General features: G+C 58.1%; 24 protein-coding genes and 1 pseudogene. 14 read left to right on the top strand and 11 right to left on the bottom strand.

Going from position 1 to position 24,955, the window contains the following annotated elements:
• Window positions 1–39 precede the first annotated feature (39 nt).
• Both NYR50_RS14225 and NYR50_RS14220 read left to right on the top strand, forming a co-directional pair.
• Window positions 40–1,782 (top strand): hypothetical protein, encoded by a 1,743-nt coding sequence (locus tag NYR50_RS14225; protein ID WP_418136362.1) that lies wholly within the window; start codon window positions 40–42, stop codon window positions 1,780–1,782.
• A 173-nt stretch (window positions 1,783–1,955) separates the two neighbouring features.
• On the top strand, window positions 1,956–2,972 hold the full coding sequence (locus tag NYR50_RS14220) for a hypothetical protein (protein WP_418136361.1): 1,017 nt from the start codon (window positions 1,956–1,958) through the stop codon (window positions 2,970–2,972).
• A gap of 36 nt (window positions 2,973–3,008) precedes the next feature.
• On the opposite strand, the pseudogene NYR50_RS14215 reads toward NYR50_RS14220, so the two are convergent.
• The 10 genes and pseudogenes from NYR50_RS14215 to rsmI form a co-directional block, all read right to left on the bottom strand.
• Window positions 3,009–3,649, bottom strand: a pseudogene (locus NYR50_RS14215) (magnesium chelatase domain-containing protein); the annotation flags it as partial.
• Between the two features lie 183 nt (window positions 3,650–3,832).
• Window positions 3,833–4,792 (bottom strand): glutathione synthase, encoded by a 960-nt coding sequence (gene gshB, locus NYR50_RS14210; RefSeq protein WP_269708177.1) that lies wholly within the window; start codon window positions 4,790–4,792, stop codon window positions 3,833–3,835.
• 244 nt (window positions 4,793–5,036) lie between these two features.
• Complete coding sequence (locus NYR50_RS14205; protein ID WP_006310156.1) at window positions 5,037–5,549, bottom strand: cupin domain-containing protein; 513 nt, start codon at window positions 5,547–5,549, stop codon at window positions 5,037–5,039.
• 109 nt (window positions 5,550–5,658) lie between these two features.
• On the bottom strand, window positions 5,659–6,759 hold the full coding sequence (locus NYR50_RS14200) for a sn-glycerol-3-phosphate import ATP-binding protein UgpC (protein ID WP_418136360.1): 1,101 nt from the start codon (window positions 6,757–6,759) through the stop codon (window positions 5,659–5,661).
• A 10-nt stretch (window positions 6,760–6,769) separates the two neighbouring features.
• Entirely contained in the window at window positions 6,770–7,612 is an 843-nt protein-coding gene (gene ugpE / locus NYR50_RS14195) for a sn-glycerol-3-phosphate ABC transporter permease UgpE (protein WP_174006749.1), read from the bottom strand.
• A gap of 11 nt (window positions 7,613–7,623) precedes the next feature.
• On the bottom strand, window positions 7,624–8,592 hold the full coding sequence (locus NYR50_RS14190; protein ID WP_418136359.1) for a sugar ABC transporter permease: 969 nt from the start codon (window positions 8,590–8,592) through the stop codon (window positions 7,624–7,626).
• An 82-nt stretch (window positions 8,593–8,674) separates the two neighbouring features.
• Window positions 8,675–9,973 carry an extracellular solute-binding protein gene (locus tag NYR50_RS14185; RefSeq protein WP_418136358.1) on the bottom strand — a complete coding sequence of 433 codons (1,299 nt, stop codon included), beginning with the start codon at window positions 9,971–9,973 and terminating at the stop codon, window positions 8,675–8,677.
• 108 nt (window positions 9,974–10,081) lie between these two features.
• Window positions 10,082–10,642 (bottom strand): sugar O-acetyltransferase, encoded by a 561-nt coding sequence (locus NYR50_RS14180; protein ID WP_418136357.1) that lies wholly within the window; start codon window positions 10,640–10,642, stop codon window positions 10,082–10,084.
• A gap of 17 nt (window positions 10,643–10,659) precedes the next feature.
• Window positions 10,660–11,028 carry a YraN family protein gene (locus NYR50_RS14175; protein ID WP_418136356.1) on the bottom strand — a complete coding sequence of 123 codons (369 nt, stop codon included), beginning with the start codon at window positions 11,026–11,028 and terminating at the stop codon, window positions 10,660–10,662.
• Entirely contained in the window at window positions 11,018–11,959 is a 942-nt protein-coding gene (rsmI, locus tag NYR50_RS14170) for a 16S rRNA (cytidine(1402)-2'-O)-methyltransferase (RefSeq protein ID WP_418136355.1), read from the bottom strand. Before rsmI ends, NYR50_RS14175 begins: the two co-directional genes overlap by 11 nt.
• 264 nt (window positions 11,960–12,223) lie before the next feature.
• Here rsmI and dnaN point away from each other — a divergent pair, with 264 nt between their 5' ends.
• The 6 genes from dnaN to NYR50_RS14140 all read left to right on the top strand — a co-directional run bounded on the left by dnaN (window position 12,224) and on the right by NYR50_RS14140 (window position 16,946).
• Window positions 12,224–13,342 (top strand): DNA polymerase III subunit beta, encoded by a 1,119-nt coding sequence (gene dnaN / locus NYR50_RS14165; RefSeq protein WP_174007597.1) that lies wholly within the window; start codon window positions 12,224–12,226, stop codon window positions 13,340–13,342.
• A gap of 194 nt (window positions 13,343–13,536) precedes the next feature.
• Complete coding sequence (gene pmtA / locus NYR50_RS14160; protein WP_418136354.1) at window positions 13,537–14,130, top strand: phospholipid N-methyltransferase PmtA; 594 nt, start codon at window positions 13,537–13,539, stop codon at window positions 14,128–14,130.
• 97 nt (window positions 14,131–14,227) lie between these two features.
• Complete coding sequence (locus NYR50_RS14155; RefSeq protein WP_418136353.1) at window positions 14,228–14,824, top strand: histidine phosphatase family protein; 597 nt, start codon at window positions 14,228–14,230, stop codon at window positions 14,822–14,824.
• Window positions 14,825–14,828: 4 nt separating this feature from the next.
• A complete protein-coding gene (pyrF, locus tag NYR50_RS14150) occupies window positions 14,829–15,536 on the top strand; it encodes an orotidine-5'-phosphate decarboxylase (protein ID WP_418136352.1) in 708 nt (235 codons plus the stop codon).
• A gap of 20 nt (window positions 15,537–15,556) precedes the next feature.
• Entirely contained in the window at window positions 15,557–15,844 is a 288-nt protein-coding gene (locus NYR50_RS14145) for a DUF1330 domain-containing protein (protein ID WP_418136351.1), read from the top strand.
• 121 nt (window positions 15,845–15,965) lie between these two features.
• Window positions 15,966–16,946 (top strand): complex I NDUFA9 subunit family protein, encoded by a 981-nt coding sequence (locus tag NYR50_RS14140; protein ID WP_418136350.1) that lies wholly within the window; start codon window positions 15,966–15,968, stop codon window positions 16,944–16,946.
• 558 nt (window positions 16,947–17,504) lie between these two features.
• Here the strand turns inward: NYR50_RS14140 and NYR50_RS14135 are convergent.
• On the bottom strand, window positions 17,505–18,311 hold the full coding sequence (locus tag NYR50_RS14135) for an undecaprenyl-diphosphate phosphatase (RefSeq protein ID WP_418136349.1): 807 nt from the start codon (window positions 18,309–18,311) through the stop codon (window positions 17,505–17,507).
• 159 nt (window positions 18,312–18,470) lie between these two features.
• Here NYR50_RS14135 and NYR50_RS14130 point away from each other — a divergent pair, with 159 nt between their 5' ends.
• The 6 genes from NYR50_RS14130 to NYR50_RS14105 all read left to right on the top strand — a co-directional run bounded on the left by NYR50_RS14130 (window position 18,471) and on the right by NYR50_RS14105 (window position 24,900).
• Window positions 18,471–19,163 carry a glutathione S-transferase family protein gene (locus NYR50_RS14130; RefSeq protein ID WP_010970800.1) on the top strand — a complete coding sequence of 231 codons (693 nt, stop codon included), beginning with the start codon at window positions 18,471–18,473 and terminating at the stop codon, window positions 19,161–19,163.
• Window positions 19,164–19,293: 130 nt separating this feature from the next.
• On the top strand, window positions 19,294–20,445 hold the full coding sequence (gene queG / locus NYR50_RS14125; RefSeq protein ID WP_418137311.1) for a tRNA epoxyqueuosine(34) reductase QueG: 1,152 nt from the start codon (window positions 19,294–19,296) through the stop codon (window positions 20,443–20,445).
• Window positions 20,446–20,448: 3 nt separating this feature from the next.
• A complete protein-coding gene (locus tag NYR50_RS14120) occupies window positions 20,449–21,321 on the top strand; it encodes an SDR family oxidoreductase (RefSeq protein ID WP_418136348.1) in 873 nt (290 codons plus the stop codon).
• 426 nt (window positions 21,322–21,747) lie between these two features.
• Complete coding sequence (locus NYR50_RS14115; RefSeq protein ID WP_010970798.1) at window positions 21,748–22,116, top strand: septal ring lytic transglycosylase RlpA family protein; 369 nt, start codon at window positions 21,748–21,750, stop codon at window positions 22,114–22,116.
• A gap of 61 nt (window positions 22,117–22,177) precedes the next feature.
• Entirely contained in the window at window positions 22,178–23,467 is a 1,290-nt protein-coding gene (locus NYR50_RS14110) for an RsmB/NOP family class I SAM-dependent RNA methyltransferase (protein WP_418136347.1), read from the top strand.
• A gap of 155 nt (window positions 23,468–23,622) precedes the next feature.
• Window positions 23,623–24,900, top strand: a complete 1,278-nt coding sequence (locus tag NYR50_RS14105; RefSeq protein ID WP_418136346.1) for an imelysin family protein — start codon at window positions 23,623–23,625, stop codon at window positions 24,898–24,900.
• The last annotated feature ends 55 nt before the right edge of the window (window positions 24,901–24,955 follow it).

Genomic DNA, 24,955 nt, shown 5'->3' with positions numbered 1-24,955 from the left:
GATAAGCTAAAATATATATGCATTGGGGATTGGTGTCAGGTGAAGGACATCCTAAGAGAGTTCTACGAGAGCCTGAATCAAGAGGAACGGATTCTCGCGGCTGAAGTCGCCACCGATCGTCTCGGGCTGTTGATGCGAATCGCCGTCAACGAACTCGACCTTGATTTTGAACGTGTGGAGATAGGAACAGCGCCGACCGAAGCCGACAACGAGCGCTCATACCTCATGCGCATCGGTGTTGTCCGCATCATCAAGCTGGCAATGCAGGCACATCAACAGTTCGACGCGCCAACAGTGACGATCCAGCGCAGCCTCACCTACTCTGCTGCGGTGTACTCGCTCATCGGTGTTGCCGGCGCAATCGAGCACGGTCGACGCGTGGCGCAAAGCCTGGCGGCAAAGGGGGGCCGGATAGAGAAGCTGCCTGATCGTTTCCGCATCGTGCTACCCGCGAAGCTGGCCGATCTCGAGCTGCACGAACGCGAGCTCGAGCGTCTTCATAAAGGGTACCACAAGAAAAGGTTCACGGAGGACTATCAGGCAACCATCGGCGTCAGAATCGGCGACGAAGTCAGATCGCTGCTCGCCGATCTCGTCTATCCCTTCGCGAAGCACTTTATTGGCTACGAGGCCGACCCCACACTAGACTTTTACTTTTTCGGGCACGCCTATAGCGAGATGCTGCTCGCCAAGGGTTTCGATACATTCCATTTCTCGACGACCTTCGGCGGAGTGACATTCGCGAATTTCAAACTCGCAGCGATCTTCATCGTGTCAGTGGCGATGAAACATCGTGCATTCGTGCAAGCGCTCTTGGAAAAGGAGCCTTCGATCAGACTCGAGAACGTCCTCACCGTCTCGGTCGAGACCGCGGGCTTTCTCGAAGGCCTGCGCGACTTCATCAATCAGTTCGGCGAAAAGTTTGAAGGTCATGTGACGGTGGCCGATGATGACGTGCGGATCATTTTCGAAGCACTCTCCGTAAGCAGGCGCAATCTGGCGCTGCTTGATCGTCCAGGCGCGCCACTACCTCCGTTGATCCAGTGCTCCGACGATCATGTCATCAGACCCTTAGCGGGCGCGACGGGGGATCAGGTCATGCTGTTCCTTCTGAATTCACTGCAGCATAGCTTTCCAAAGGAGTATGACCGGGCGCAGCGGGCGCGGGAAAGTGTATTGCAGCGAGCTGTCGAAAAGGCGATCTGCTCGGCGCTTCCGACGCTGGAGTTCCGGGGCAATATCAAGCTGAGGCGGGCTGGCAAGGATTTGACGGACATTGATTTGGTGATTGTCGAGAAGTCGGGCGAACACATTACCCTCGTGCAACTGAAGCATCAGGACCCGTACGGCGAGGATTTCGCCACGATGCTGGCAAGGACCGGCCGACTGAACCAGCAGGTGAGCGACTGGCTCCGCAAGGTGCGTTCATGGCTCGACGCTGCGAGCTCGGCCGAACTCTATGCGACCCTTCGGCTGCCGGCACGTCCGACGAGACCCGAAATCAGCTTGCTTGTACTCACGCGGCACTACGCGCATTCACTCCGACTGGTCGTAGCCGATGAAGATGCCACGTTCTCCAACTGGAATCAGCTCGTCACGGCGATAGCGCAACTTCGGGAGCGAGCAGCCAGCGCCACGATGTGCCATTTGATTAAGGAGCTGAGGGGTCTCAGCACTCAAGAAGAGGAAGAGCATTTACCCGAACCGTCCAGCGTATGGACGGTTGGAAGCCTGCGTTTTACTATCGAGCAGGAGCAAAATTCACCCGATAATGTAGCATAACGTCGGAGGACTATGGACAACAGCGGCTAGCATGTCCAGACACCGATTGCCGTTATCTACTCACATACGGTTCAGGATTTGTAGAGCTCGATGAGCGCCTTGCTACGGTTCGTAAACCAGTCGTCTTTACTCATGTGCGTTACCGAATTTCAGACGACAGGGTTTCATTACGCATGCGAGAGATTGATTTCATCTTAGATAGGGAAGAGGAAGAGCAGTTCGGAAACTTCTTGATGTGCGACTACGGCTACGCACATTTCACGATTAAAGAACTCATGAAATCGGGAGTTTTTATTGATAGAATTGCTCCTGACGTCAATTTCTTATTAGAACACGGCCAAGAGACCTTTAAAGAATTCTATAGGCTCATCATGAGGGAGCCAAACAACTTCAGAGACCCAGGGCTTTGGGCGCTGTACTGGGCGCTCACCGAAGCGACCCACACCATCGCGGACATGGTTAGTTCTGGCTCACATGAGCCAGAGCTTAACGGTGCACTAATAGCGGCGGCGGCAACATCCGTCCGAAAATTCCGGTCTTCTAGCGTTGACACGGACTCTGAAGGAGTTCGCGATTGCGTGATACTGAATATCGCAGACATGGCTAATCACGGAAATGAAGGAAAGACCGGATCGGATTTTGGTCTAATCATCGAATTGAGGCGAGGCGATGAGAGGGACTATCTCGTTACTTTAGTTCAGGCAAAAAGGGCAGATAGCAGGTCGATCAGTGTACAGAGGGCAGCAGGTGACTCAACTCAACTCGAAAAGTTGTGCCTCTTCGACACTGGAACTTATCTGTTTTACAATCAATTCACAGCGCAAGGAAACGTTCCTCCTACTTCGAAAAGCGCCTTATTAGTACATCAAGAAAGTAGCGGGACTGGTTTAGGAATCGATCCGCTTCGCCTTGCGAGTGACTTCCCTGCGCATGTCGCGCTCCTTCTTACCTCTGGGTGGCATGGCTCAGTTCATTGCAAAACACCAGAAGACGCTCTTGCGTCACTGTTCAATCCCCAGATACCAGAGATTTACGTCAATGACTTGATGGTTTGCGTGCTTGACCAAGAAGCTCTTACTTACCGTGAGATCGCGACGATAAGGCAGTCATGGGACGCGCTAACTGTGGATGCCCGCAATCAGTTTAGCCCGCCCGCCTCATCTACGACAACCACTGACTACACGGGCTGAATCAGCGTCTACTGCCAACTTAATGTAGCACAATGTTAGCAGATTATGACCGCCGGCGGCCGCGACCTCCATAGCGCGCCGGGCGCTTTCCTGTCCCTTGATATCGGCCAGATCCGGTAGGTTGACCGGATTGGCGCGGATGGCGGGTGTGGGGCGCGACAGAAGCTGGTTGCCGCGAAAATGATTGGCGAGCGCAATGAGGCTGCGCGGGCGAGAATATCGATGCCGGCGCCGGCCCAGGCCGCTTCCGGCCCGCTTTCAGCCGGGCAGATCAGCCCCTTGCCGAGCGCATTGGCGCCGATGGCCGCCGGAAGCGCGCCAGAAACCATGCCAATCGTGCCATCGAGATTAAGTTCACCGAGAACCACATATTGGCTGAGCGCTTCCGCCGGTATGGCGCCGAGAGCAGCCATGAGGCCGAGAGCGATGGGAAGATCGAAATGCGATCCTTCCTTCGGCAGATCGGCAGGCGCCAGATTGACGGTGACTTTTTTTGCCGGCAAGGCCAGACCAGAGGCGTGTAGCGCGGCCTGCACCCGCTCGCGGCTTTCGGCCACCGCCTTGTCCGGCAGGCCGACAATCTGGATACCGATCTTGCCGGGTGCGACCATCACCTGCACCTCGACGGGCACGCCCTCTATGCCCTGAAATGCAACCGTATTGACCCGTGCCACCATGGCCTGCCCCCGCAAACCGGCCGCATCATCGGAACTTCGTGTTCCATGGCGGCCACCCGCAAGCAACGTGCCACAGAGCAAAGAATAAAACAAGAACACCTAGAGAACAATTTCTCGCAGGCGATGTATTTTAGTTGTATCGAGTTGTACGCATGGAACAAACCGGGAGCGATCGAGATCGCCTCAGAACTCCTGGGCGTCGCGTTTTTTCTCGATCGCATCCCACAGCAGGCTCGCCACATCGGCGCCGCCGAATTTGCGCACTTCGCGAATGCCGGTCGGTGATGTGACGTTGATTTCCGTCATATAATCACCGATCACATCGATACCGACGAAGAGGAAACCGCGCTCGCGCAGGGCAGGACCGATGCGGCGGCAGATTTCCTGTTCCCGCGCCGTCAGTTCCGTCGGCTCAGGCCGGCCACCGGCATGCATGTTGGAGCGGGCGTCGTTTTCCGCCGGCACGCGGTTGATCGCACCCACCGGCTCGCCATCCACCAGCAGGATGCGCTTGTCGCCCTTTCGGACGTCAGGCAGGTATTCCTGGGCGATATAGGGCTCGCGGAACATCTGGCCGAACATTTCCAACAGGGAGGAGAAATTGCGGTCATCACGCGCCGAATGGAAGACCCCCGCGCCGCCATTACCGTAGAGCGGCTTGAGGATGATATCGCCCATCTCATTGCGGAAGCGGGCGATCTCGCTCACGTCCTTGGTGATCAGCGTCTTCGGCATCAGATCGGCAAACTCGGTGACGAAAATCTTTTCCGGCGAATTGCGAACCCAGGCCGGATCATTGACCACAAGCGTCTTAGGATGAATGCGCTCGAGCAAATGGGTCGAGGTAATATAGGCCATGTCGAAGGGCGGATCCTGACGCAGATGGATGACATCCATGGTCGAGAGATCGACCCGCTCCGGCTCCGACAGGGAGAAATGATCACCCTTGATGTCGCGCAGTTCCATCTGCTCGACGGTGGCGTAAATCTTGCCATCGCGCATGGAAAGTCGCTCGGGCGTATAATGGAACAGCCGGTATCCGCGCGCCTGCGCCTCAAGGCTGATGGCGAAGGTGGAGTCGCCGGCAATATTGATGCCGGAGACATGATCCATCTGGATCGCGACGTTCTTGATCTTCGCCATTCACATCTTCCTCTTGCAGCATGCGGACGCTTCGCCGGTCCGCTCTGCCCATTGCTCGCTTTTCAAGCTTCCCGGCAGGACCGGAAGAGACCCCGGAAATGCTTCAGAAAACCCTGAAGATGTAGGGCAGCGACCATTCAAACGCAACTGCTGCAAGCGGTGGTTCGTGTGAGTTTTATTGAACCTTCACAATTGCGCCGACGGAGCAGCACAGACCCGCCGGCCGGTAGGTGAAGACAGGGTTTCACGCCGCCAGCTTGTAGGAGCGGCCGGCGAACAGCTTGTTCTTGACCCGATAGGCCAAAGCCAGTGCCGTGGGAAACGGGCGGCGCATGAAGGCGACCTTGCGGACATAATCGTCCACCCGCCAGGTGGCCCAGGTTCCAGCCCGGAAATAGGCGACGTCCCCGACCCTGAGGATGCTGACCGAACCGTCTTCGGCCGTCACATGCACTTCGCCTTCGAGAATATAGACGGTTTCGTCCCAACCGAAAAACCAGCGGAATTCGCCGGCCGTGCAATCCCACATGGCGGTGCTGGAAGCGCGGTCGCCACTTCGGGAGTGATCCGCCGCGCGGGCTTGAGGGTTGCCGGAGATGATCCATTCCGGATTGATGGGGGCCGGCTGAAGCCGCAGATCGGTGCAGGAAGCGCTGACGACCGCTTCGTCTTTTTGTCTGCGCAGATAGGCCGGCAATATCGGCACCGTTCGGATTGCCATGGTAGCGGCCGCCGCGAACATCATTTTGAACGACATATGAGAAAACCCCCGTGAAATATTGGAGGTCTTCTATCATCGGGATCGTAACAAACCGGTTTTGACAATCGGCGCAATTTTAGTCATTGCGCCGATTTCTGCGCTGCGCTCAGGCCGTCGCCAGCTGAGCGGACTGCACACCGAGCTGCTCCGCCTTGCCGGCAATGCGCTTGCCGGTTTCGCTGGAGAAGAAATGCAGCTTTTCCGGCGCGATCGTGATCGAAAGTGCTGCGGGAACATCGACATCCGGCGGGAAAGCGATTGTCAGGTTCTGGTCGCCGATCATGCCGTGGATGAGGCGCTGGGAACCCAGTTCCTCGATATAATCAACCCTGAATGCAAAACCCTGCTCGCCTGCCGCAGCGAGGCGGAAATCCTCTGCCCGCATGCCCACCGTCACCGGCCCGGAGGTGGGCGCGAAACCAATGAGCGCAAACAGCGAGGGACCGATGGCGAGGCTATCACCATGCAGTTCGGCATTCAGCAGGTTCATGGCGGGGGAGCCGATGAAGCTCGCGACGAAGGTCGAGGCGGGGGTGTGATAGACATCGAGCGGCGCACCTATCTGTTCGATGCGACCGCCATTCAGCACGACGAGGCGATCGGCCAGCGTCATGGCCTCCAGCTGGTCGTGCGTGACATAGATAGAGGTGGTGCCGAGACGCTTCTGCAGACGCTTGATTTCACCGCGCATGGAAACACGCAGCTTGGCATCGAGGTTGGACAGGGGCTCATCGAACAGGAACGCGGCAGGCTTGCGCACGATGGCGCGCCCCATGGCGACACGCTGCCGCTGACCGCCGGAAAGCGCGCGCGGCTTGCGGTCCAGATAGGGTTCGAGTTGCAGCATGCGGGCGGCTTCGGCCACACGCGCATCGATTTCCGTCTTCGCTGTCTTGCGGTTCTTCAACCCGTATTCCAGGTTCTCGCGCACCGACATATGCGGATAAAGCGCGTAGTTCTGGAATACCATGGCGATATCGCGATCGGCCGGATCGGTCTGGTTGACGACCCGGTCACCGATCTTCACCGTACCTTCGGAAATATCCTCGAGGCCGGCGACCATGCGCAGAAGCGTGGACTTGCCGCAGCCGGAGGGGCCGACGAGAACGATGAACTCGCCATCCCGGATGTCGATATCGACGTGATGCACGGCGCGGACGCCGCCGTGATAATCCTTGCAGACCTGACTGATTTCTATCGCGGCCATTTCGGTCTCCTTATTTATCGCTTTCGGTCAGGCCCTTGATGAACCAGCGCTGGAAAATGACGACGATCAGCACCGGCGGCAGCATGGCCAGGACGGCGAGCGCGAAAGCTTCGTTGTAATCGGGAATTTGCGAACCGACCCAGACCTGCAGGATCGACTTGATGCCGCGCATCAGCGTGAAGAACCTCTCGTCCGTCGTCATCAGCATGGGCCAGAGGTACTGGTTCCAGCCGTACACAAACATGATGATGAAGATCGCCGACATCATCGTCCGGGACAGGGGGATCAATATATCGATGAAGAATTTCACAGGACCCGCGCCATCAATGCGCGCGGCTTCCAGCAACTCCTCCGGAACGGATTTGAAGAATTGCCGGAAATAGAAGGTGCCTGTCGCAGACGCCAGAAGCGGCACGATGAGGCCGGTATAGGAATTCAGGAGGCCGAGTTTGCTCATCACCTCATAGGACGGCATGATACGCACTTCCAGCGGCAGAAGCAGCGTCGTGAAAATGATCCAGAAGGCGAGCGTCGCAAACCGGAACCGGAAATAAACGATCGCATAGGCCGCCGTCATCGACAGAACGATCTTGCCGACGGCAAAACCGATGCCGAGGATCAGCGAGTTGATCACCATATTGAGACCCGTGATCTGCCCGGTGAAGCCACCCTTCTGCGTCAGGACCTTCTCGTAGGTCTCCACGAAATTATCGCCCGGGACTATCGTCAGACCGCTACGGTGGATTTCCGCCGCCGTGTGGGTGGATGTCATGAAGGCCACGACGACAGGCAATATCAGAAACAGCGCGCCGAGGATCAATACCAGATGATCGAGAGGTCTCGTCTTGTACATGGTCTTCTCCCTCAATTGTAGTGGACGCGCTTTTCGATGAAGCGGAACTGGATGACGGTGAGAACGAAGACGACCAGCATCAGAATGACGGACTGAGCCGAGGAACCGCCGATGTCATTGCCGCGGAAACCATCGAGAAACACCTTGTAGACCAGCGTGATAGGATTATCCGCCGCCTTGTCCTTAACCATCACGTCGATGACGCCGAAGGTATCGAACAGCGCGTAGGTGATGTTGATGATGAGCAGGAAGAAAGCCGTGGGCGCCAGAAGCGGCATGATGACGGTCCAGAACCGTCGGAAACCGGAGCGGCAATCGATGGCCGCGGCTTCGCGCACGGAAACCGACACGCCCTGAAGGCCGGACAGGAAAAAGATGAAATTGTATGGGATCTGCTTCCAGACCGCGACGACGATCATGGCTGTGGCGGTATCGAAGTAGTTGAGACCGACCTTCATGTCCCAGCCGAAGACCGCGGCCAATTTGACGAAAGGCCCGATATGCTGGTCGAAAAGCATCATGCCGATGAGACCCGCGACCGGCGGTGCGATGGCATAGACGGAAATCAGCAGCGTCTTGTATGTCGAGCTGCCGCGAATGACTGCATCTGCCTTGACGGCAAGCAACAGGCCGAGCGCCAGCGAAAAGAAGGTCACCAGCACGGTGAAGACAACCGTGAATTTAGCGATGTTGAGATATTCCGGATTGAATATCGCATCCGAATAATTGGCGAAACCCACGAATGAGGCACCGAAGCCGAAAGGGTCTTCGAGATAGAAAGATGATTGCACGGCCTGAACGGACGGCCAGTAGAAGAAGATGAAGATCACCACGAGCTGCGGTGCAAGGAACAGATAGGGCACGTAGGACGAGGAGAACTGCACGCGCTTCATGCCGGCTTCAGCGGGCTTGGCAGGTTTTCCAGCCTTTGCGGACCAGCCGGACAAAAACCGGCGCGGTTGAGACGATGTATAGGCCACGCTTGCGCCTCCTTATCCAGAAGCGAGCCTCCCTTCCATCGAAAGGAGGCTCGACAACGATCATTGATTTCGAAAAGATCGATCAGCCGGCCGTCTTGGCGAAACGGGCCAGAAGGTCATTGCCTTCCTTCTCGATGATCTCGAAAGCAGCCTTCGGTGTCACTTCGCCCGAGAAGATGCGGTTATATTCACGTTCCATGACGGCGCGGATCTGCGGGTAGAAACCGAGGCGGTAACCCTTGGACCACTCGCCACCTGCCAGCGACAGCTGCTGGATACCAACTTCTGCGACCGGCTTCTCCTTGTAGTAGCCTTCAGCCTTGGCCTTTTCGTAAGCGGCCTTGGTGATGGCGACGTAACCGGTTGCCTTGTGGTAGAAGACCTGGATTTCCGGCGAGGTCAGGAACTGGAAGAAGTCGGCCACGCACTTGTTTTCGGCTTCAGACTTGCCCGACATTGCGAAAAGAGCAGCACCGCCGATGAAGGAGTTGGTACCGGCACCCTTGATGGAGCCCCAATAGGGAAGGAAGGTTGCCGAGAACGGCATGGTCGCCGTCTTCTGCAGACCACCGAAGGAACCCGAAGAACCGATCCAGAGCGCAACCTTGCCTTCTTCGAAAGGCTTCTGGTTGTCGTTCCAGCCGGCGCCGTAGTAGGCGAACAGGCCCTTGTCCTTCCAGTCTTTCAGCTTTTCGAACATCATAACGAGGTTCGGGTCGGTGACCTTGAGCTTGGTGTCGGTGACGCTGTCGTAACCGTTATTATTGGTGGCGAACTGGATGTTGTTGCGGGAGAAGAAATTCTCCGTGAACTGCCAGGTCAGCTGCGACTGGACGAGAGGAATGTAGCCGGCTTCCTTCAGCTTCGGCGCAACCTTTTCGAACTCTTCCCAGGTCTTCGGTGCCTCGACGCCGGCCTTCTTCAGGGCTTCGTCGTTGATGTACATGATCGGAGCGGAGGAGTTGAACGGCATGCCGACGAACTTGCCGTCAGCGGCAGCGTAGAAATAACGCACGCCGTTGATGAAGGCGTCACGGTCGAACTTGTAACCGGCCTTGTTGATGAGGTCTTCTGCAGGAATGACCGCGCCCTTGGCGTTGATGATGGTGGCGGCGCCGGCATCAAAAACCTGGAGGATGTTCGGCTGTTCGCCCGAACGGAAAGCAGCAATGCCGCTGGCCAGCGCTTCTTCGTAAGAGCCCTTGGAAACCGGCGTCAGAGCGCATTCCTTCTGGGCTTCGTTGAACTTCTGGGAAACTTCATTGATGACTTCGCCGTTACGGCCGCCCATACCGTGCCACCAGGTGATGTTGGTCGCAGCCATGGAAGACGTTGCCGAAATGCTGACCGCCACTGCGGCCATGGAAATCTTCTTCAACATTACTAATTCCTCTCCACCATTTATTGGGATGAGGATGCGAATAGAGAGGTTCCATGACGCCTCTTTGACAGTTCCGTGTCAGATTTATTACAGCGCGTGCCGACAGTCTCAGCCGGCTATACGATTTATGGGTCGGGCCGGATTTCCCACGACCGTTGCACCCGCCGGCACATTGCGCGTCACCACCGAACCGGCGCCGACAATTACACCGTCGCCGATGGTGATGCCGGCCAGAATGATCGCTCCGCCGCCAATCCAGACATCACGGCCGATCGTGACAGGCTTTGCGATTTCAATCCCCTGCGCGCGCGGTACCGGGTCCAGATGATGTTCCGCACAATAGATCTGTACGGCGGGGCCGAGCATCGCGCCATCGCCTATTGCGACCTTCGCAGAATCGAGAATGGTGCAGCCGGCATTGAGATAGACATTCCTGCCCAGCGTGATGTTGAAACCGTAGGCGCAATGAAACGGTGCCTCGATGAATGCCCCTTCGCCCACGGAGGCAAAAAGTGCGCGCAGCAGCAGCCCGATGGTGCCGCGCTCATCCGGTTGTATGGTATTGTGCTGGTGAACCGCCCGGCGCGCATGCCAGCGCAGCAAATCCAGCTCGGCATCCATGCAGCTGTACCATTCGCCTGCGGCCATCTTTTCCCGCTCAGTGGACATTGCCTGCCCCCTCCCCCTCAAAACGCGTCGATAAAGTGCTGCGGCAGGCGTCGTGGCAGAACGGCGACAATATCGAAGCGCAGCGAAAAACGGTCGGCATCCCTGCGGCGGGAGAGCCAGAGATCGGCAGCCGCCCGGATGCGCTGCTGCGAATGGAAACCAACGGCATCCACCGCGCTGCCACCGGAAGCGCGCGCCTTGACCTCGATGAAGGCGATAAGATCCTTCTTTCGGGCGATGAGATCGATTTCCCCGAGCCGGGTTCGATACCGAACGGCGAGGATGCGATATCCCTTCAGCAGCAGGTAAAGTGCGGCCCAATATTCGGCGGCATGGCCGCGTCGCTCGGCTTTCCGCCTTTTATTGCTCTGCCCGTCAGCGGCCATCCGTGTCCTTCATATCCAGCAGCCTTTGATAAAGCTCCTTGCGCGGCAGGCCCGTCAGCTTCGCCGCTTCGCCGGCAGCCTTGGCAGCGGACATGGTGGCGACGAGATCCTTCAGGAGCTTCTCGACATCCTCGATATCGGGAATTTCGTCATAGGAGGGCGGCTCTATCAGCAGCACGATTTCGCCCTTCACCACACGGTCGCCATCGTAATAATCCGCAAGCTCGCCGAGTGTACCGCGCCGGAACTCCTCGAAAGTCTTGGTCAACTCACGGCAGACCACCGCCCGACGATCGCGGCCGAGCACCTCCGACGCCACCTTGAGGGACACCCCGATGCGGCGGGGCGATTCAAAGAAGATCAGGGTTGCGGGGATTTTCGCAAGCCCGGCAAAACGGTCGCGCTTGCCGCGATCCTTGACTGGCAGGAAACCCGCAAAGAGGAAGGCATCGCTCGGCATGCCGGACCCGACAAGGGCGGCGAGCGGCGCAGAGGCGCCCGGAACCGGCACAACGCGGTGTCCGGCTTCGAGTGCCAGCTGGCCGAGGCGATAACCCGGATCGGAAACCAGCGGCGTTCCGGCATCCGATACCAGCGCCACGGATTTTCCGGCCTCCAGCGCGGCGATGAGCTTCGGCCCCGCTTCATTGGCATTGTGTTCGTGATAGGCGAGCGGCCGCGTGCGGATGCCGTAACGTTCAAGCAGGATGCGGGTGACGCGGGTATCCTCGCAGGCGAGTACATCGGCCGAGGCCAGCGTTTCCAGCGCGCGGATGGTGATATCGCCGAGATTGCCGATGGGGGTGGCGACGAGATAAAGCGCCGGCTCCAGCGGCCGGGCCGGAATGGTGGCCGTGCCGATCCTGAATTCCTTCGCTGCCTGTCTGGCATCGCTGCTCGATATTTCCTGCGTCACACGGCTTCCAATCATTCTGGCCGATCCTTGCCGGCCGGTCGCTCCGGTTTTTCCCTTTATGGGCAATAGAAAACCGGCGAACAAGCTCCATCCACGGTCCCAACCTGTGGATCATGTTGTATAGCAGCAAAATGAGCCGAGGCAGATGAACTCCGCTCTTGCATTTTCTCCAATAACTCTGCCATTTTGCCCGTCCACATTGTCCGGCTTTGGCCGGTGAAGACTCTTCTTGCCGATCCGGCGGTGGCCGGTTCGCAACGGTTGAAAGCGGTAGCGTCCATGCGTATTACTCTTGAGCGGTCGAACCTTCTGAAATCGCTGAACCACGTCCACCGGGTCGTTGAGCGTCGCAACACGATCCCGATCCTGTCCAACGTCCTCCTGCGCGCCTCCGGCGCCAATCTGGACATGAAGGCGACCGACCTCGATCTCGAAATTACCGAAGCGACCCCGGCCATGGTGGAGCAGGCTGGCGCCACCACCGTGCCGGCACACCTGCTTTATGAAATCGTGCGCAAGCTGCCGGATGGTTCCGAAGTGCTTCTGGCGACCAACCCGGACGGTTCCTCCATGACCGTTGCCTCCGGTCGCTCGAAATTCTCGCTGCAATGCCTGCCGGAAGCGGATTTCCCTGACCTGACCGCCGGCACCTTCAGCCACACCTTCAAACTGAAGGCGACCGATCTCAAGATGCTGATCGACCGGACGCAGTTTGCGATTTCGACCGAAGAAACGCGTTATTATCTGAACGGCATTTTCTTCCACACCATCGAAAGCAATGGCGAACTGAAGCTGCGCGCCGTCGCCACCGACGGCCATCGCCTGGCGCGTGCTGACGTGGATGCGCCATCCGGCTCCGAAGGCATGCCGGGCATCATCATTCCGCGCAAGACCGTCGGTGAACTGCAGAAGCTGATGGACAATCCGGAACTGGAAGTCACGGTCGAAGTCTCGGATGCGAAGATCCGCCTGACCATCGGCTCGGTCGTTCTGACCTCGAAGCTGATCGACGGCACCTTCCCCGATTATCAGCGCGTCATCCCAACCGGCAACGACAAGGAAATGCGCGTCGATTGCCAGACCTTCGCCCGGGCCGTGGACCGTGTTTCGACGATTTCTTCCGAGCGCGGCCGCGCCGTGAAGCTGGCGCTAACTGACGGCCAGTTGACGCTGACCGTCAACAATCCCGACTCGGGAAGTGCTACCGAAGAAGTGGCCGTTGGCTACGACAATGATTCGATGGAAATCGGCTTCAATGCCAAATACCTCCTCGACATCACGTCGCAGCTCTCCGGCGAGGATGCGATTTTTCTGCTGGCAGATGCGGGTTCGCCGACGCTGGTTCGCGATACCGCCGGCGACGATGCACTTTATGTTCTGATGCCGATGCGCGTTTAAAGCGGGCTATTTTTCGCTATTTTAAATGAAACGCCGGTGAAGCAGTTCATCGGCGTTTTTGATTCGGCAAAGAGCGGCAGCGCGCAGCAATCGAATTTTCTTAATTACGACATTCTGCCTTGTTTTTGCGCCAAATGGGATCAACATTGCGGTAACAGTTTTTTGACAATGACTAAATTTATCTGAGGGGAATTATGGCACTTAACCTGAAGCGACGCTTTGAACAGAAATTCGAGGAAGAGATCCGCTTTTTCAAAGGCATGGTCAGCCAGCCGAAGAAAGTGGGCGCTATCGTCCCGACATCGTCCATCACTGCGAAAAAGATGGCAAGCGTCATCAATCCCCATTCCGGCCTGCCGGTTCTGGAACTCGGTCCCGGCACCGGCGTCATCACCAAGGCCATTCTGGCGCGCGGCATCAAGCCGGAGAGCCTGACGGCCATCGAATATTCAACTGATTTCTACAATCAGCTGCTCCGGAGCTATCCAGGCGTCAATTTCGTCAATGGTGACGCCTTCGATCTCGATGCGACGCTTGGCGAGCACAAGGGCCAGATGTTCGACAGCGTTATCTCCGCCGTGCCTATGCTGAATTTTCCGATGGCTGCCCGCATCAAGCTTCTCGACGAATTGCTGAAGCGCGTGCCGCACGGCCGACCCGTGGTGCAGATATCCTACGGTCCGATTTCCCCGATCGTCGCGCAGCCGCATCTCTACCATATCCGCCATTTCGATTTCATCGTGCGCAATATTCCGCCGGCGCAATTGTGGATCTATACGCGGGCCTGATCGTCCCGGCAGAACGGACAAGGCCGTCATTTCCCGGTCGTGACGAATGGTTAGGGTAATGATTTGCCCTCTCCATCGCCTTTGAGGACCGATTGCCATGCATGCGCTCTACATCACCCACCCCCAAGTCAAGATCGATCCGGCTATTCCCGTTCCCGAATGGGGGCTTTCGGAAAGGGGTGCTGAGCGGGCGCGCGAGGCGAGCCGCCTTCCCTGGGCGAAGGCATTGCGGCGCATCGTTTCCAGCGCGGAAACCAAGGCGATCGAAACCGCCCATATCCTCGCGGAAACCTCCGGTGCAGCGATAGAGATCGTCGAGGCGATGCATGAAAACGACCGGTCCGCCACCGGTTTCCTGCCGCCGCCTGAATTCGAGAAGGCGGCGGACTGGTTCTTCGCCCATCCTGAGGAGAGTTTTCACGGCTGGGAGCGGGCAATCGACGCGCAGGCGCGAATCATCGGGGCCGTCAAAGCCGTTCTTGACCGACACGACCCAAGGCAGCCGATCGCCTTTATCGGCCATGGCGGTGTGGGCACACTTCTGAAATGCCACATCGAGGGCCGCGGCATCAGCCGCACCGAGGACCAGCCACCGGGCGGCGGCAATCTTTTCCGCTTTTCCATCGCCGAATTTTCACTTGCAGCGACCTCCCCCACATGCGACTGGACGGCAATGGAAACATGGCAGGGATAAGACAATGACCGCGCGCGAAAAACTCATCGTCGGGCTGGATGTTCCGACTGTGCAGCAGGCAGAAGAGATCGTGTCGAAAATCGGCGACGAGGTTCTGTTCTACAAGATCGGTTATCAGCTGGTATTCGCCGGCGGTCTTGAATTCGCGCGTGACCTTGTCCAGAGCGGCAAAAAGGTCTTTCTCGACATGAAGCTGCTCGATATCGACAATACCGTCGCCTCCGGTGTCGAGAACATCGCGCGCATGGGCATGTCGATGCTGACCCTGCATGCTTATCCCAAAGCCATGCGTGCTGCCGTCAAGGCTGCGGAAGGCTCCGGCCTTTGCCTGCTGGGCGTCACCGTGCTGACCTCGATGGATGACAGCGATCTCGCCGAAGCCGGTTACGCCTCCGACGCCCGTTCGCTGGTGCTGCGCCGGGCGGAACAGGCACGCGAGGCGGGCATGGGCGGCATTGTCTGTTCGGCGGAAGAATCCACCGCCGTGCGCGAAATCCTCGGTCCTGATCTTGCCGTGGTCACCCCGGGCATTCGCCCCGCCGGCGCCGATCTCGGCGATCAGAAGCGGGTGATGACGCCCTATGACGCCATCAAGGCCGGTTCGAGCCATCTGGTTGTCGCCCGCCCCATCGTCAGGGCGGAAGACCCGAAGGCAGCGGCCCGCGCCATTCTGGACGATATGCTGCGCGCCAGCTTTCCGGCCAATCAGTAACGGTAAATGGAGGAGACGACATGCCCAAGGGATATTGGATCGCCCGCGTCGATGTGCGCGACAGCGAGCGCTACAAGGACTACGTTACCACGGCAAAGCCTGCTTTCGAGCGGTTCGGCGCCAATTTTCTGGCCCGCGGCGGTGCTCTGACCGAGCTGGAAGGCAAAGCGCGTGCGCGGAACGTGATTATCGAATTTCCCTCGGTGCAGCACGCCATCGATTGCTACAATTCTCCCGAATACCAGGCAGCCGCCAAAATCCGCCAGGAAGTCGCCGATGCGGAGATGATGATCGTCGAAGGAATTTGACGCCCGTCAACCGCATTTCCCAAACTAGCCTCAAGCCTTGCGACAACCTCTCTTCACGCGCGCGCGGCTTTGGGCTAAGAGACTGAAAAACGCTTTATCGACAGCTTCTGAGGAGCCTCCCATGACCTTGGCCAACCTTCCCCCCCTCGTCACCGTTTTCGGCGGTTCGGGTTTCGTCGGGCGGCATGTCGTGAGAATGCTTGCCAAGCGCGGTTATCGCATCCGCGTCGCCGTGCGCCGCCCCGATCTTGCTGGTTTTCTGCAGCCGCTCGGCAATGTCGGCCAGATTTCCTTCGCCCAGGCCAACCTGCGTTATCGCGACTCCATCATCAAAGCCGTCGAAGACGCGGATCATGTCGTCAATTGCGTCGGCATCCTGGCGGAAAGCGGCCGCAACACTTTTGACGCCGTGCAGGAATTCGGCGCGAAAGCCATTGCCGAAGCCGCCCGCGACGTCGGCGCCACGCTGACGCATATTTCCGCCATCGGTGCAGACGCCAATTCGCAGACCGGTTATGGCCGCACCAAGGGCCGCGCCGAAGCTGCCATCCATTCCGTGCTGCCCGGCGCCGTGATCCTGCGTCCGTCGATCATTTTCGGACCGGAAGACGATTTCTTCAACAAATTTGCCAAGATGGCCCGCAACCTGCCGTTCCTGCCGTTGATCGGCGGCGGAAAAACCAAATTCCAGCCTGTGTATGTCGAGGATGTTGCCGAGGCCGTTGCCCGCAGCGTCGATGGCAAGCTGAAGCCCGGCGCAATTTATGAACTCGGTGGCCCTGACGTCATGACCTTCCGTGACTGTCTCGAGGCTGTTCTTGCCGCGACCTATCGCGAGCGCTCCTTCGTCAACCTGCCCTTCGGCGTGGCCTCGATGATCGGCAAGCTCGCGTCGATGGTGCCGCTGATTACGCCGCCCCTGACGTCCGATCAGGTGACCATGCTGAAAAAGGACAATGTCGTTTCCGCTGATGCCGAAAAGAACGGCCTGACGCTGGAAGGCATCGGCATCACCCCCGTTCGCGTCGCTTCGGTTCTGCCGTCCTACATGGTGCAGTATCGCCAGCACGGACAATTCTCGAACGCCGGCAAGGCGGCCTGAGGTCAGGCACGTCATGGAAATCAAAAGCGGGGCCACATCCCGCTTTTTTTATGCTGTTTATCGCAACCAAACCGCTTTCATTGCATTTTCACTGCCAAATGGGGTGGGGAGGAAAAATCAAAACTGAAACGGCATGGTTAACGGCGGAGCGCCGAAACGGGCAAGCGTGGCACAAGCGCAACTGTGGAAAAGACTTCGCATTAACCCCGTATTCAACAAGCTGCTTTATTGATATTCGCCACATTCCAAACATATCCCGGACCCTCAATTCACACACGGCGGCATGATCCGCGCGAACGAACGTCTGAAAGGCAATCATAAAATGGGCAGATCTATCGCACTCTTTTTTGCGTGTGCGGCTTTGGTGGTTCTGGCGGGTTCATTCATGGCGCCGGGCACGGTTGCAGCAGGCAAGAGCGGCTGCGCTCCGGCCTACGGCGTTGACCCCTGCGCAACGGCTTCGATCAGCGCCAACTGATTGGCCTTTACAGGTTTAAAAAAGCGCCGCCGGTTCTCCGGGGGCGCTTTTTGTTTGTCGGTCCGATATGAAACTGCGGGTCAGCCGATAACCAGAAGTGCGACGAGACCCAGCGCACCGATGACGATGCGCCACCAGGCAAAGGGTGCAAACCCACGTCGCGATACGAAATCCAGCAGCGAGCGCACGACGAAGAGGCCGGACACGAAGGCGGCCACAAACCCCACGGCAATCAAGGCGCTATCATCGAAGCTCAGCGCGTCGCGGTTCTTGTAGAGGTCGAGCACAAACGCGCCGAGCATGGTCGGCATCGCCAGGAAAAACGAAAACTCGGCGGCGGAGCGCTTGTCCGTGCCCATCAGCAGCGCGCCGACAATGGTGGCACCTGACCGCGAGGTGCCGGGAATCATCGCAAGGCACTGGAAAAGGCCGATCTTGAAGGCGAGCGACGGCGGGTAATCCATAATGTCGATATATTTTGGTTTCAGCGGCATCCGGTCGACCGCAAGCAAAATGAATCCACCGATGATCAACACGACACAAATGAGCATCGGCGTTTCGAACAGCACCGTCTTGATGAAGTCATGCGCGAGAGCGCCGATCACCGCCGCCGGCAGGAAAGCGACGAGAACCGCCAGGACGAAACGGCGCGCCTTGGCACTTGTCGGCATGACCGTGGCGATCGATACAAGCTTTTGAAAATAAACGAGAAGGATCGCGAGGATAGCACCGAGTTGGATGAGGACGGCAAAGGTGTTGCCAGGCGATTTGAAGCCAAGGAAGTGCCCGGCCAGCAGCACATGCGCCGTGGAGGAAACGGGAATGAACTCCGTCAGACCCTCGATAATGCCCAGCAAAAGCGCGCTGATGATCGATTGGTCACCCATGAGGTATCCTTCTTTTCAGGGGGAAAGCGTGAATGGAAAGCAATTGCGTTAAACTTGTTTTAAAGTAGCCAAGCTCTTATAGCGTCTTGATGAAGCGAAACTGAAAAAGTTTTCCGGCAAATGCCGATCATGACAACCAATCGTAAAAATTGAGTACAGATGCCAACTCTCTATCACTCCCCGATGTCGACCGCATCCCGGTTCGTTCGTCTGATCCTTGCGGAATACGGCTTCCAGACCGATCTCGTGGAGGAGCAGCCGTGGGAAAGACGGCGGGAGTTTCTGGCGCTCAATCCGGCTGGCACCCTGCCGGTCTATCTCGATGACAATATGCGCTCGCTGAGCGGCCCTTATGTGCTGGCTGAATTTCTGGACGAAACGCATGGGGTTTTGAAGCGCGACCGGCGACTTCTGGCGGAAGACCCGTTTCAGCGCGCGGAAATCCGCCGCCTGACGGAGTGGTTTCTGCAGAAGATGGAAAATGACGTGACCCGGCCGCTGGTGCGCGAAAGGGTCTATAAATTGCAGATGACCGCGGCGCAGGGTGGCGGACCACCGGATTCCAAGCTGTTGCGCACCGCGCGCAACAATATACGCCAGCACATCAAATATCTGGAATGGCTGGCCGGTTCGCGCACATGGCTGGCAGGCGATCGGCTGAGCTACGCCGATCTTGCCGCAGCTGCCGGTGTTTCGGTGCTGGATTATCTCGGCGAGATCAACTGGCTCGAGGCTCCGATTGCCAAGGAATGGTATCAGCGGGTGAAATCCCGTCCCTCCTTCCGGCCGTTTCTCAGCGAACGCATTCCGCGTCTTGCCCCCTCTTCCCACTACGCCGATCTGGATTTCTGAGGTCTGGCCTCCCGGTTATTTGCTGCGGCGTGCGGCTATAATGCAAGCATGTTGTTTTCCCGAAACCGCTGCACACTTTCGGGCGACATGCACTATATATGCCGCAGAATAGGCCTCAGGAGAAACGACCATCAACGTTGCCGACGACAAGCAGCGGATACGCGCGCGCAAACTGACGGATTTCGTTCGTCAGGAGGCGTTTTCGCTCGGCTTCGATCTGTGTCGCATCACGGCGCCCGACAGCATTCCGCTCGCACCGGAGCGTCTGCGGCAGTTTCTCGAGAATGGCTACCACGGCACCATGGCGTGGATGGAGGAAACCGAAGCGCGTCGGGCGGAGCCAAAAACGCTCTGGGGCGATGTGCGCTCCATCGTCATGTTCGGCCTCAATTACGGTCCGGAGGAAGATCCGCGCGACCTGCTTTCGAAACCGGACAAGGCGGCCATTTCGGTCTATGCCCGCAACCGCGATTACCATGACATCATCAAGGGGCGGCTGAAGGAGATCGCCACGCGCTTTGCTGCCCGCGCCGGTGAGGATGTGAAGGTCTTCGTCGACACCGCCCCGGTGATGGAAAAGCCGCTTGCCGCCGCCGCCGGTCTCGGCTGGCAGGGCAAGCACACCAATCTCGTCAGCCGCAGCCATGGCTCCTGGCTGTTTCTGGGCAGCATGTTCACCACCGCCGAGCTTTGTCTTGACGAGGCCGAGAAGGATCATTGCGGTTCCTGCCGCGCCTGCCTCGACGCCTGTCCCACCGCGGCCTTTCCTGCCCCCTATCAGCTGGATGCGCGCCGCTGCATCTCCTATCTCACCATCGAGCACAAGGGACCGATCCCGCACGAATTCCGGCCGATGATCGGCAACCGCATCTATGGCTGCGATGATTGCCTTGCCGCCTGTCCGTGGAACAAGTTCGCGGCCAGCGCCTCCGAAATGAAGCTGCAGGCGCGCGAGGATCTGAAGGAACCGTCCATCGCCTTCCTGCTGACGCTTGATGATGCCGCCTTTCGCAGCTTTTTCAGCGGCTCACCCGTCAAGCGCATCGGCCGCAATCGCTTCATCCGCAATGTTCTGATTGCCGCTGGAAACTCTGCCGACCGGCAATTTGTGGAACAATGCAAGGCGCTGGCGGAGGCCGACCCTTCCGCGGAAGTGCGCGGCATGGCCGCATGGGCTTTGTCGCGGCTTATGGACAGGGACGAATTCCGTACATACTCTGCCGGGCGCGCGCCGGAGAGTGATCCGGAAGCGGCAATGGAATGGCAACTGGCAGAGGCATGAAGCATGCATGTGATGATTTTCGGCGCGGGATATTCAGGGAAAGCCATTGCCAACGCGCTGAAAACCAAGGCAGCAAGTGTTTGCGGCACCACACGCAGCGAGGATAAGTTCGCAAACCTCGCCGCCGCCGGCATGACGCCGCTGCTCTTCGACGGCGCCCATCTCGATGACCATCTCATCGCTGCGATGGGCAATGTTACCCATCTCGTGCAATCCATCGCTCCAGGCAAGGACGGCGACCCGCTGCTTGCGCTTCTGGGCGGCGATCTGAAAAAGCTCCTGCCCAATCTGCAATGGGTGGCCTATCTTTCCACCGTCGGCGTTTATGGCGACCATCACGGCGCCTGGGTGGACGAGACGACACCCTGTCGCCCGGTCTCCGCACGCTCCGTGGAACGGGTAGCCGCCGAGGCCGCCTGGACGGAGGCAGCCCAAAGGGCAGATGTGCCGCTTTCCATCCTGCGCCTATCCGGAATCTATGGTCCCGGACGCAATACCTTCATGAATTTCGAGAAAGGAACGGCACGCCGTCTGGTGAAGAAGGATCAGGTGTTTAACCGCATCCGTGTCGAGGATATCGGCGCCGCGCTTGCCTTTCTGACGCAGAAAAATGAGCGTGGCATCTTCAACGTGACCGACGACGAGCCGTGCCCACCGCAGGATGTGGTGAGCTTCGCGGCCGACTTAATGGGTGTTGTCCCCCCTGCTGAACAGGATTTCGAAACCGCCGATCTGACGCCGATGGCCCGCTCTTTTTATGGCGAAAACAAGCGCGTTTCCAATGCAAAAATAAGGGAACTCGGCTTTGATTTCCGCTTTCCGGAGTATCGGCAGTCGCTGAAGCAACTATGGGAAAACGGCCTCTGGCGTGGCTGAAAACAGCGCCGTCAAAAACGACGAAAAATCCATCCAACGCCGTTTTGGCGGATAGTTTTCGTTGTATTTAAGCGAATTAAGACTTAATTAACTACGGCGAATCGCTAAAATCCTACTCATTGGAAAAATATTTCACTCACATTTCGTGAAGTGGATTCACGAAGCCGTGACTTGCAATAGCATTTCCATTGAACGTTGATTCTGCGTTATTTTTTCCGAGTTTTCACTGGAACGGCCATACGACGCCTCTCCGGCTAACGATCACGAATATTACAGACTGTAACACTTCGTGATTTGAGATCAGCTTTTTTTCGCCATTTTTCCCTCGCCCTACAATCTCGCATCAAAAGGCGTTCAGGCCAGTTCATGGCCGTTTAGCAAGGGCACAATCAATCGGCGCGGGGCCGATTTTCAGGGAAGTACAGTTTGTTGAATATCCGTCGTATAACTTTCACCGCTGCAACTATAGCCGCCTGTTCCATCATCGCGCCTCTTCAGGCGAATGCGGCAAATGGTTGTGGAGGCGCATCGTGGTATGCGTTGTCCTCCAAGACTGCTTCGGGCGAGCGCATGAACGCCGCCAACCTGACCGCTGCACATCGCTCTCTGCGGTTCGGCACCAAGGTCAAGGTAACGAATGCGCGCAACGGCAAGGCCGTTGTGGTGCGCATCAACGACCGCGGGCCATTCATCAAGGGCCGCGTTCTCGACCTGTCCAAGGCTGCCGCCAAGAATATCGGCATGATCAGCTCCGGCACTGCCAAGGTCTGCTACGAGATCGTCAAGGCCGATTGAGCCTTGCCCTCGCCGCCATTCGCGTCTACCAACCGGGCTTATCAGCAAGAAGAGGTAGACAATGCGTTTGGGCGGGCGTTTGGCCGGAGCAATCGAAGTATTGGCGGATATTGAGGGACGCAGGCGTCCCGTTGCCGATGCGCTGAAGGATTGGGGTCTCGCCCATCGTTTTGCCGGCTCAGGCGACAGGGCCGCAATCGGCAACATCGTTTATGACGCGCTGCGCATGAAACTGTCGCACGCCTGGCTGATGGATGACGATAGCGCTGCCTCGCTTGCCTATGCTGTCCTGCTGCGGCAATGGGGCAAAAGCTTTGCGGAACTGGCGGCGGAATTCGACGGCGACAAATTCGCCCCCGCCGCGCCCGACGCGGACAGGCAGCAGGCCTTTCTTTCCCGTTCACTTTCCGACGCGCCGGCCTATATCCAGGGCGATATTCCCGAATGGGTTCAATCCTCCTTTGAAACGGCTTTCGGGGAGCGTTGGCTTGCCGAGGCGCAGGCGCTCAACGAGCGACCGACCCTCGACCTGCGCGCCAACACGCTGAAGGCAACCCGGGACAAGGTTCTGAAGGCGCTTGAGGAAAGCGGCGCGGAAGCCACTCGGATTGCCCGGCAGGGTGTGCGTATACCCGCCGGTGCAGGCCCTTCCCGCCTGCCGAATGTCACCGCCGAACTCTCCTTCCAGAAGGGTTGGTTCGAGGTGCAGGATGAAGGCTCACAGATCGTCGCCGATCTTGCCGGCGCTCGCGAAGGTGAACAGGTCCTCGATTATTGCGCCGGTGGTGGCGGCAAGACGTTGGCCATGGCCGCCAGCATGAACAATAAAGGTCAGGTTCACGCCTTTGATGCCGACCGCAAGCGGCTTGCGCCGATCATCGAGCGGCTGAAGCGGGCCGGCACGCGCAATGTGCAAGTGCATGACCGCGCAACGGGCCTTGTCCCGTTCCATGAAAAATTCGACCGCGTTCTGGTCGACGCACCCTGCACCGGCACCGGAACCTGGCGCCGCCGCCCCGACACCAAATGGCGGCTGACGGCGCGCAATCTCGAAGAGCGCGTGCAGCAGCAGGGCGAGGCGCTTTCGCAGGCCAAGGGTTTCGTGCGCCCGGGTGGCGAGCTACTTTATGTCACCTGTTCGGTTCTGCCCGAGGAAAATGAGCAGCAGGTCAGGCGCTTCTGCGAGGAAAATCCAGAATTTGCCATCGGTTCGGCTGTGGAGCGCTGGCAGTCGATTTTCAGTGGCAATGCGAATAAACCGCATTCTTCAGATGGCAAGACAGTGACACTTACGCCTGCAACCACAGATACGGACGGTTTCTTCTTCTGCTTGATGAAACGCAAAGCATAAAGCAGGTTTTGCACGCAGCGATTTTACTTGGGAAATACCCCACAGGCTTGTTTCAAAGCATTCTAAACTAGAATGTTTGACACAAGTTTGTGATTGGGTCAGAACTCGCTGGCCGCAGCCTGATGTCTTTTCATGGCTGCCCAAGGAGAGGGATCATGATCCGCAAAACCATTCTAAGCGCGTCGTTCGTGCTTTTGGCCGCATCGGCGGCCTTCACCGCGCTTCCCGCACAGGCTGCCACCGACGCTGCCGCCGTCATCAAGCATTATACCGATGTCGCGCACGCCAAATACGAGGATTCGCTGACCACGGCGAAGACGCTGGACAAGGCCATCGATGCGCTGATCGCAACGCCGAGCGAAGAGACCCTCAAAGCCGCGCGCGCAGCCTGGATCAAGGCGCGTGTTCCCTACCAGCAGTCGGAAGTCTACCGCTTCGGCAATCCCCTTGTTGATGCATGGGAAGGCAAGGTGAATGCCTGGCCGCTGGATGAAGGCCTGATCGACTATGTCGACGCCTCCTACGGCACGGAAAGCGACGAGAACGAACTTTACGTCGCAAACATCATCGCCAATCCCAAGATCAAGATCAGCGGCGAAGAGGTCGATGCCTCCAAGATCACCCCGGAACTGATCGAGAGCCTGCACGAGGCGGGCGATGTCGAAGCCAATGTGACGACCGGTTATCACGCCATCGAATTCCTGCTATGGGGCCAGGATCTGAACGGCACCGGGCCGGGCGCGGGCAACCGCCCCTATACCGACTATGACAAGGCAAAATGCACGAACGGCAATTGCGACCGCCGCGCCGATTACCTGAAATCCGCCTCCACCCTGCTGGTCAAGGATCTTCAGGAAATGGTGGACGCCTGGGCGCCGGAGGGCGAAGCCACGAAGACCGTGGAAGCCGATCCGAAAGCGGGCCTCACCGCCATTCTCACCGGCATGGGCTCACTCTCCTATGGTGAGCTGGCGGGCGAGCGCATGAAGCTCGGCCTTCTGCTGCACGATCCGGAAGAGGAGCATGATTGCTTCTCCGACAACACCTATAACTCGCATCTGAACGACGCCATCGGCATCGCTTCGGCCTATACGGGCGACTATACCCGCGTGGACGGCACGAAGATGACCGGCGCCTCGCTGGCGGAACTGGTGGGCGCCAAGGACAAGGCGTTGAACGACGAAATGACGGCGAAGCTGAACAAGACGCTCGACGCCATGCATGCGATGGAAAAGCGCGCCCAGACGGTTGAAGCCTATGACCAGATGATCGGCGAAGGCAATAAGGAAGGCAATGCCGTGGTTCAGGCGGCCATCGATGGTCTCATTGACCAGACGAAGACCGTTGAACGCGTCATCGCGGCGCTTGATCTCGGTAAGATAGAGCTTGAAGGCTCCGCCAGCCTCGACAACCCGAACGCCGTCTTCAAATAAGCGGCAAGGCGGGCCGCGATCCACTGCGGCCCGCCACCAAATGTGCCTTCAGACC

This window comes from Agrobacterium sp. El2ro-1b, assembly GCF_048298475.1.
GTDB classification, from domain to species: Bacteria; Pseudomonadota; Alphaproteobacteria; order Rhizobiales; family Rhizobiaceae; genus Agrobacterium; species Agrobacterium fabrum.
This window is presented reverse-complemented; position numbering and strand designations above follow the sequence as displayed.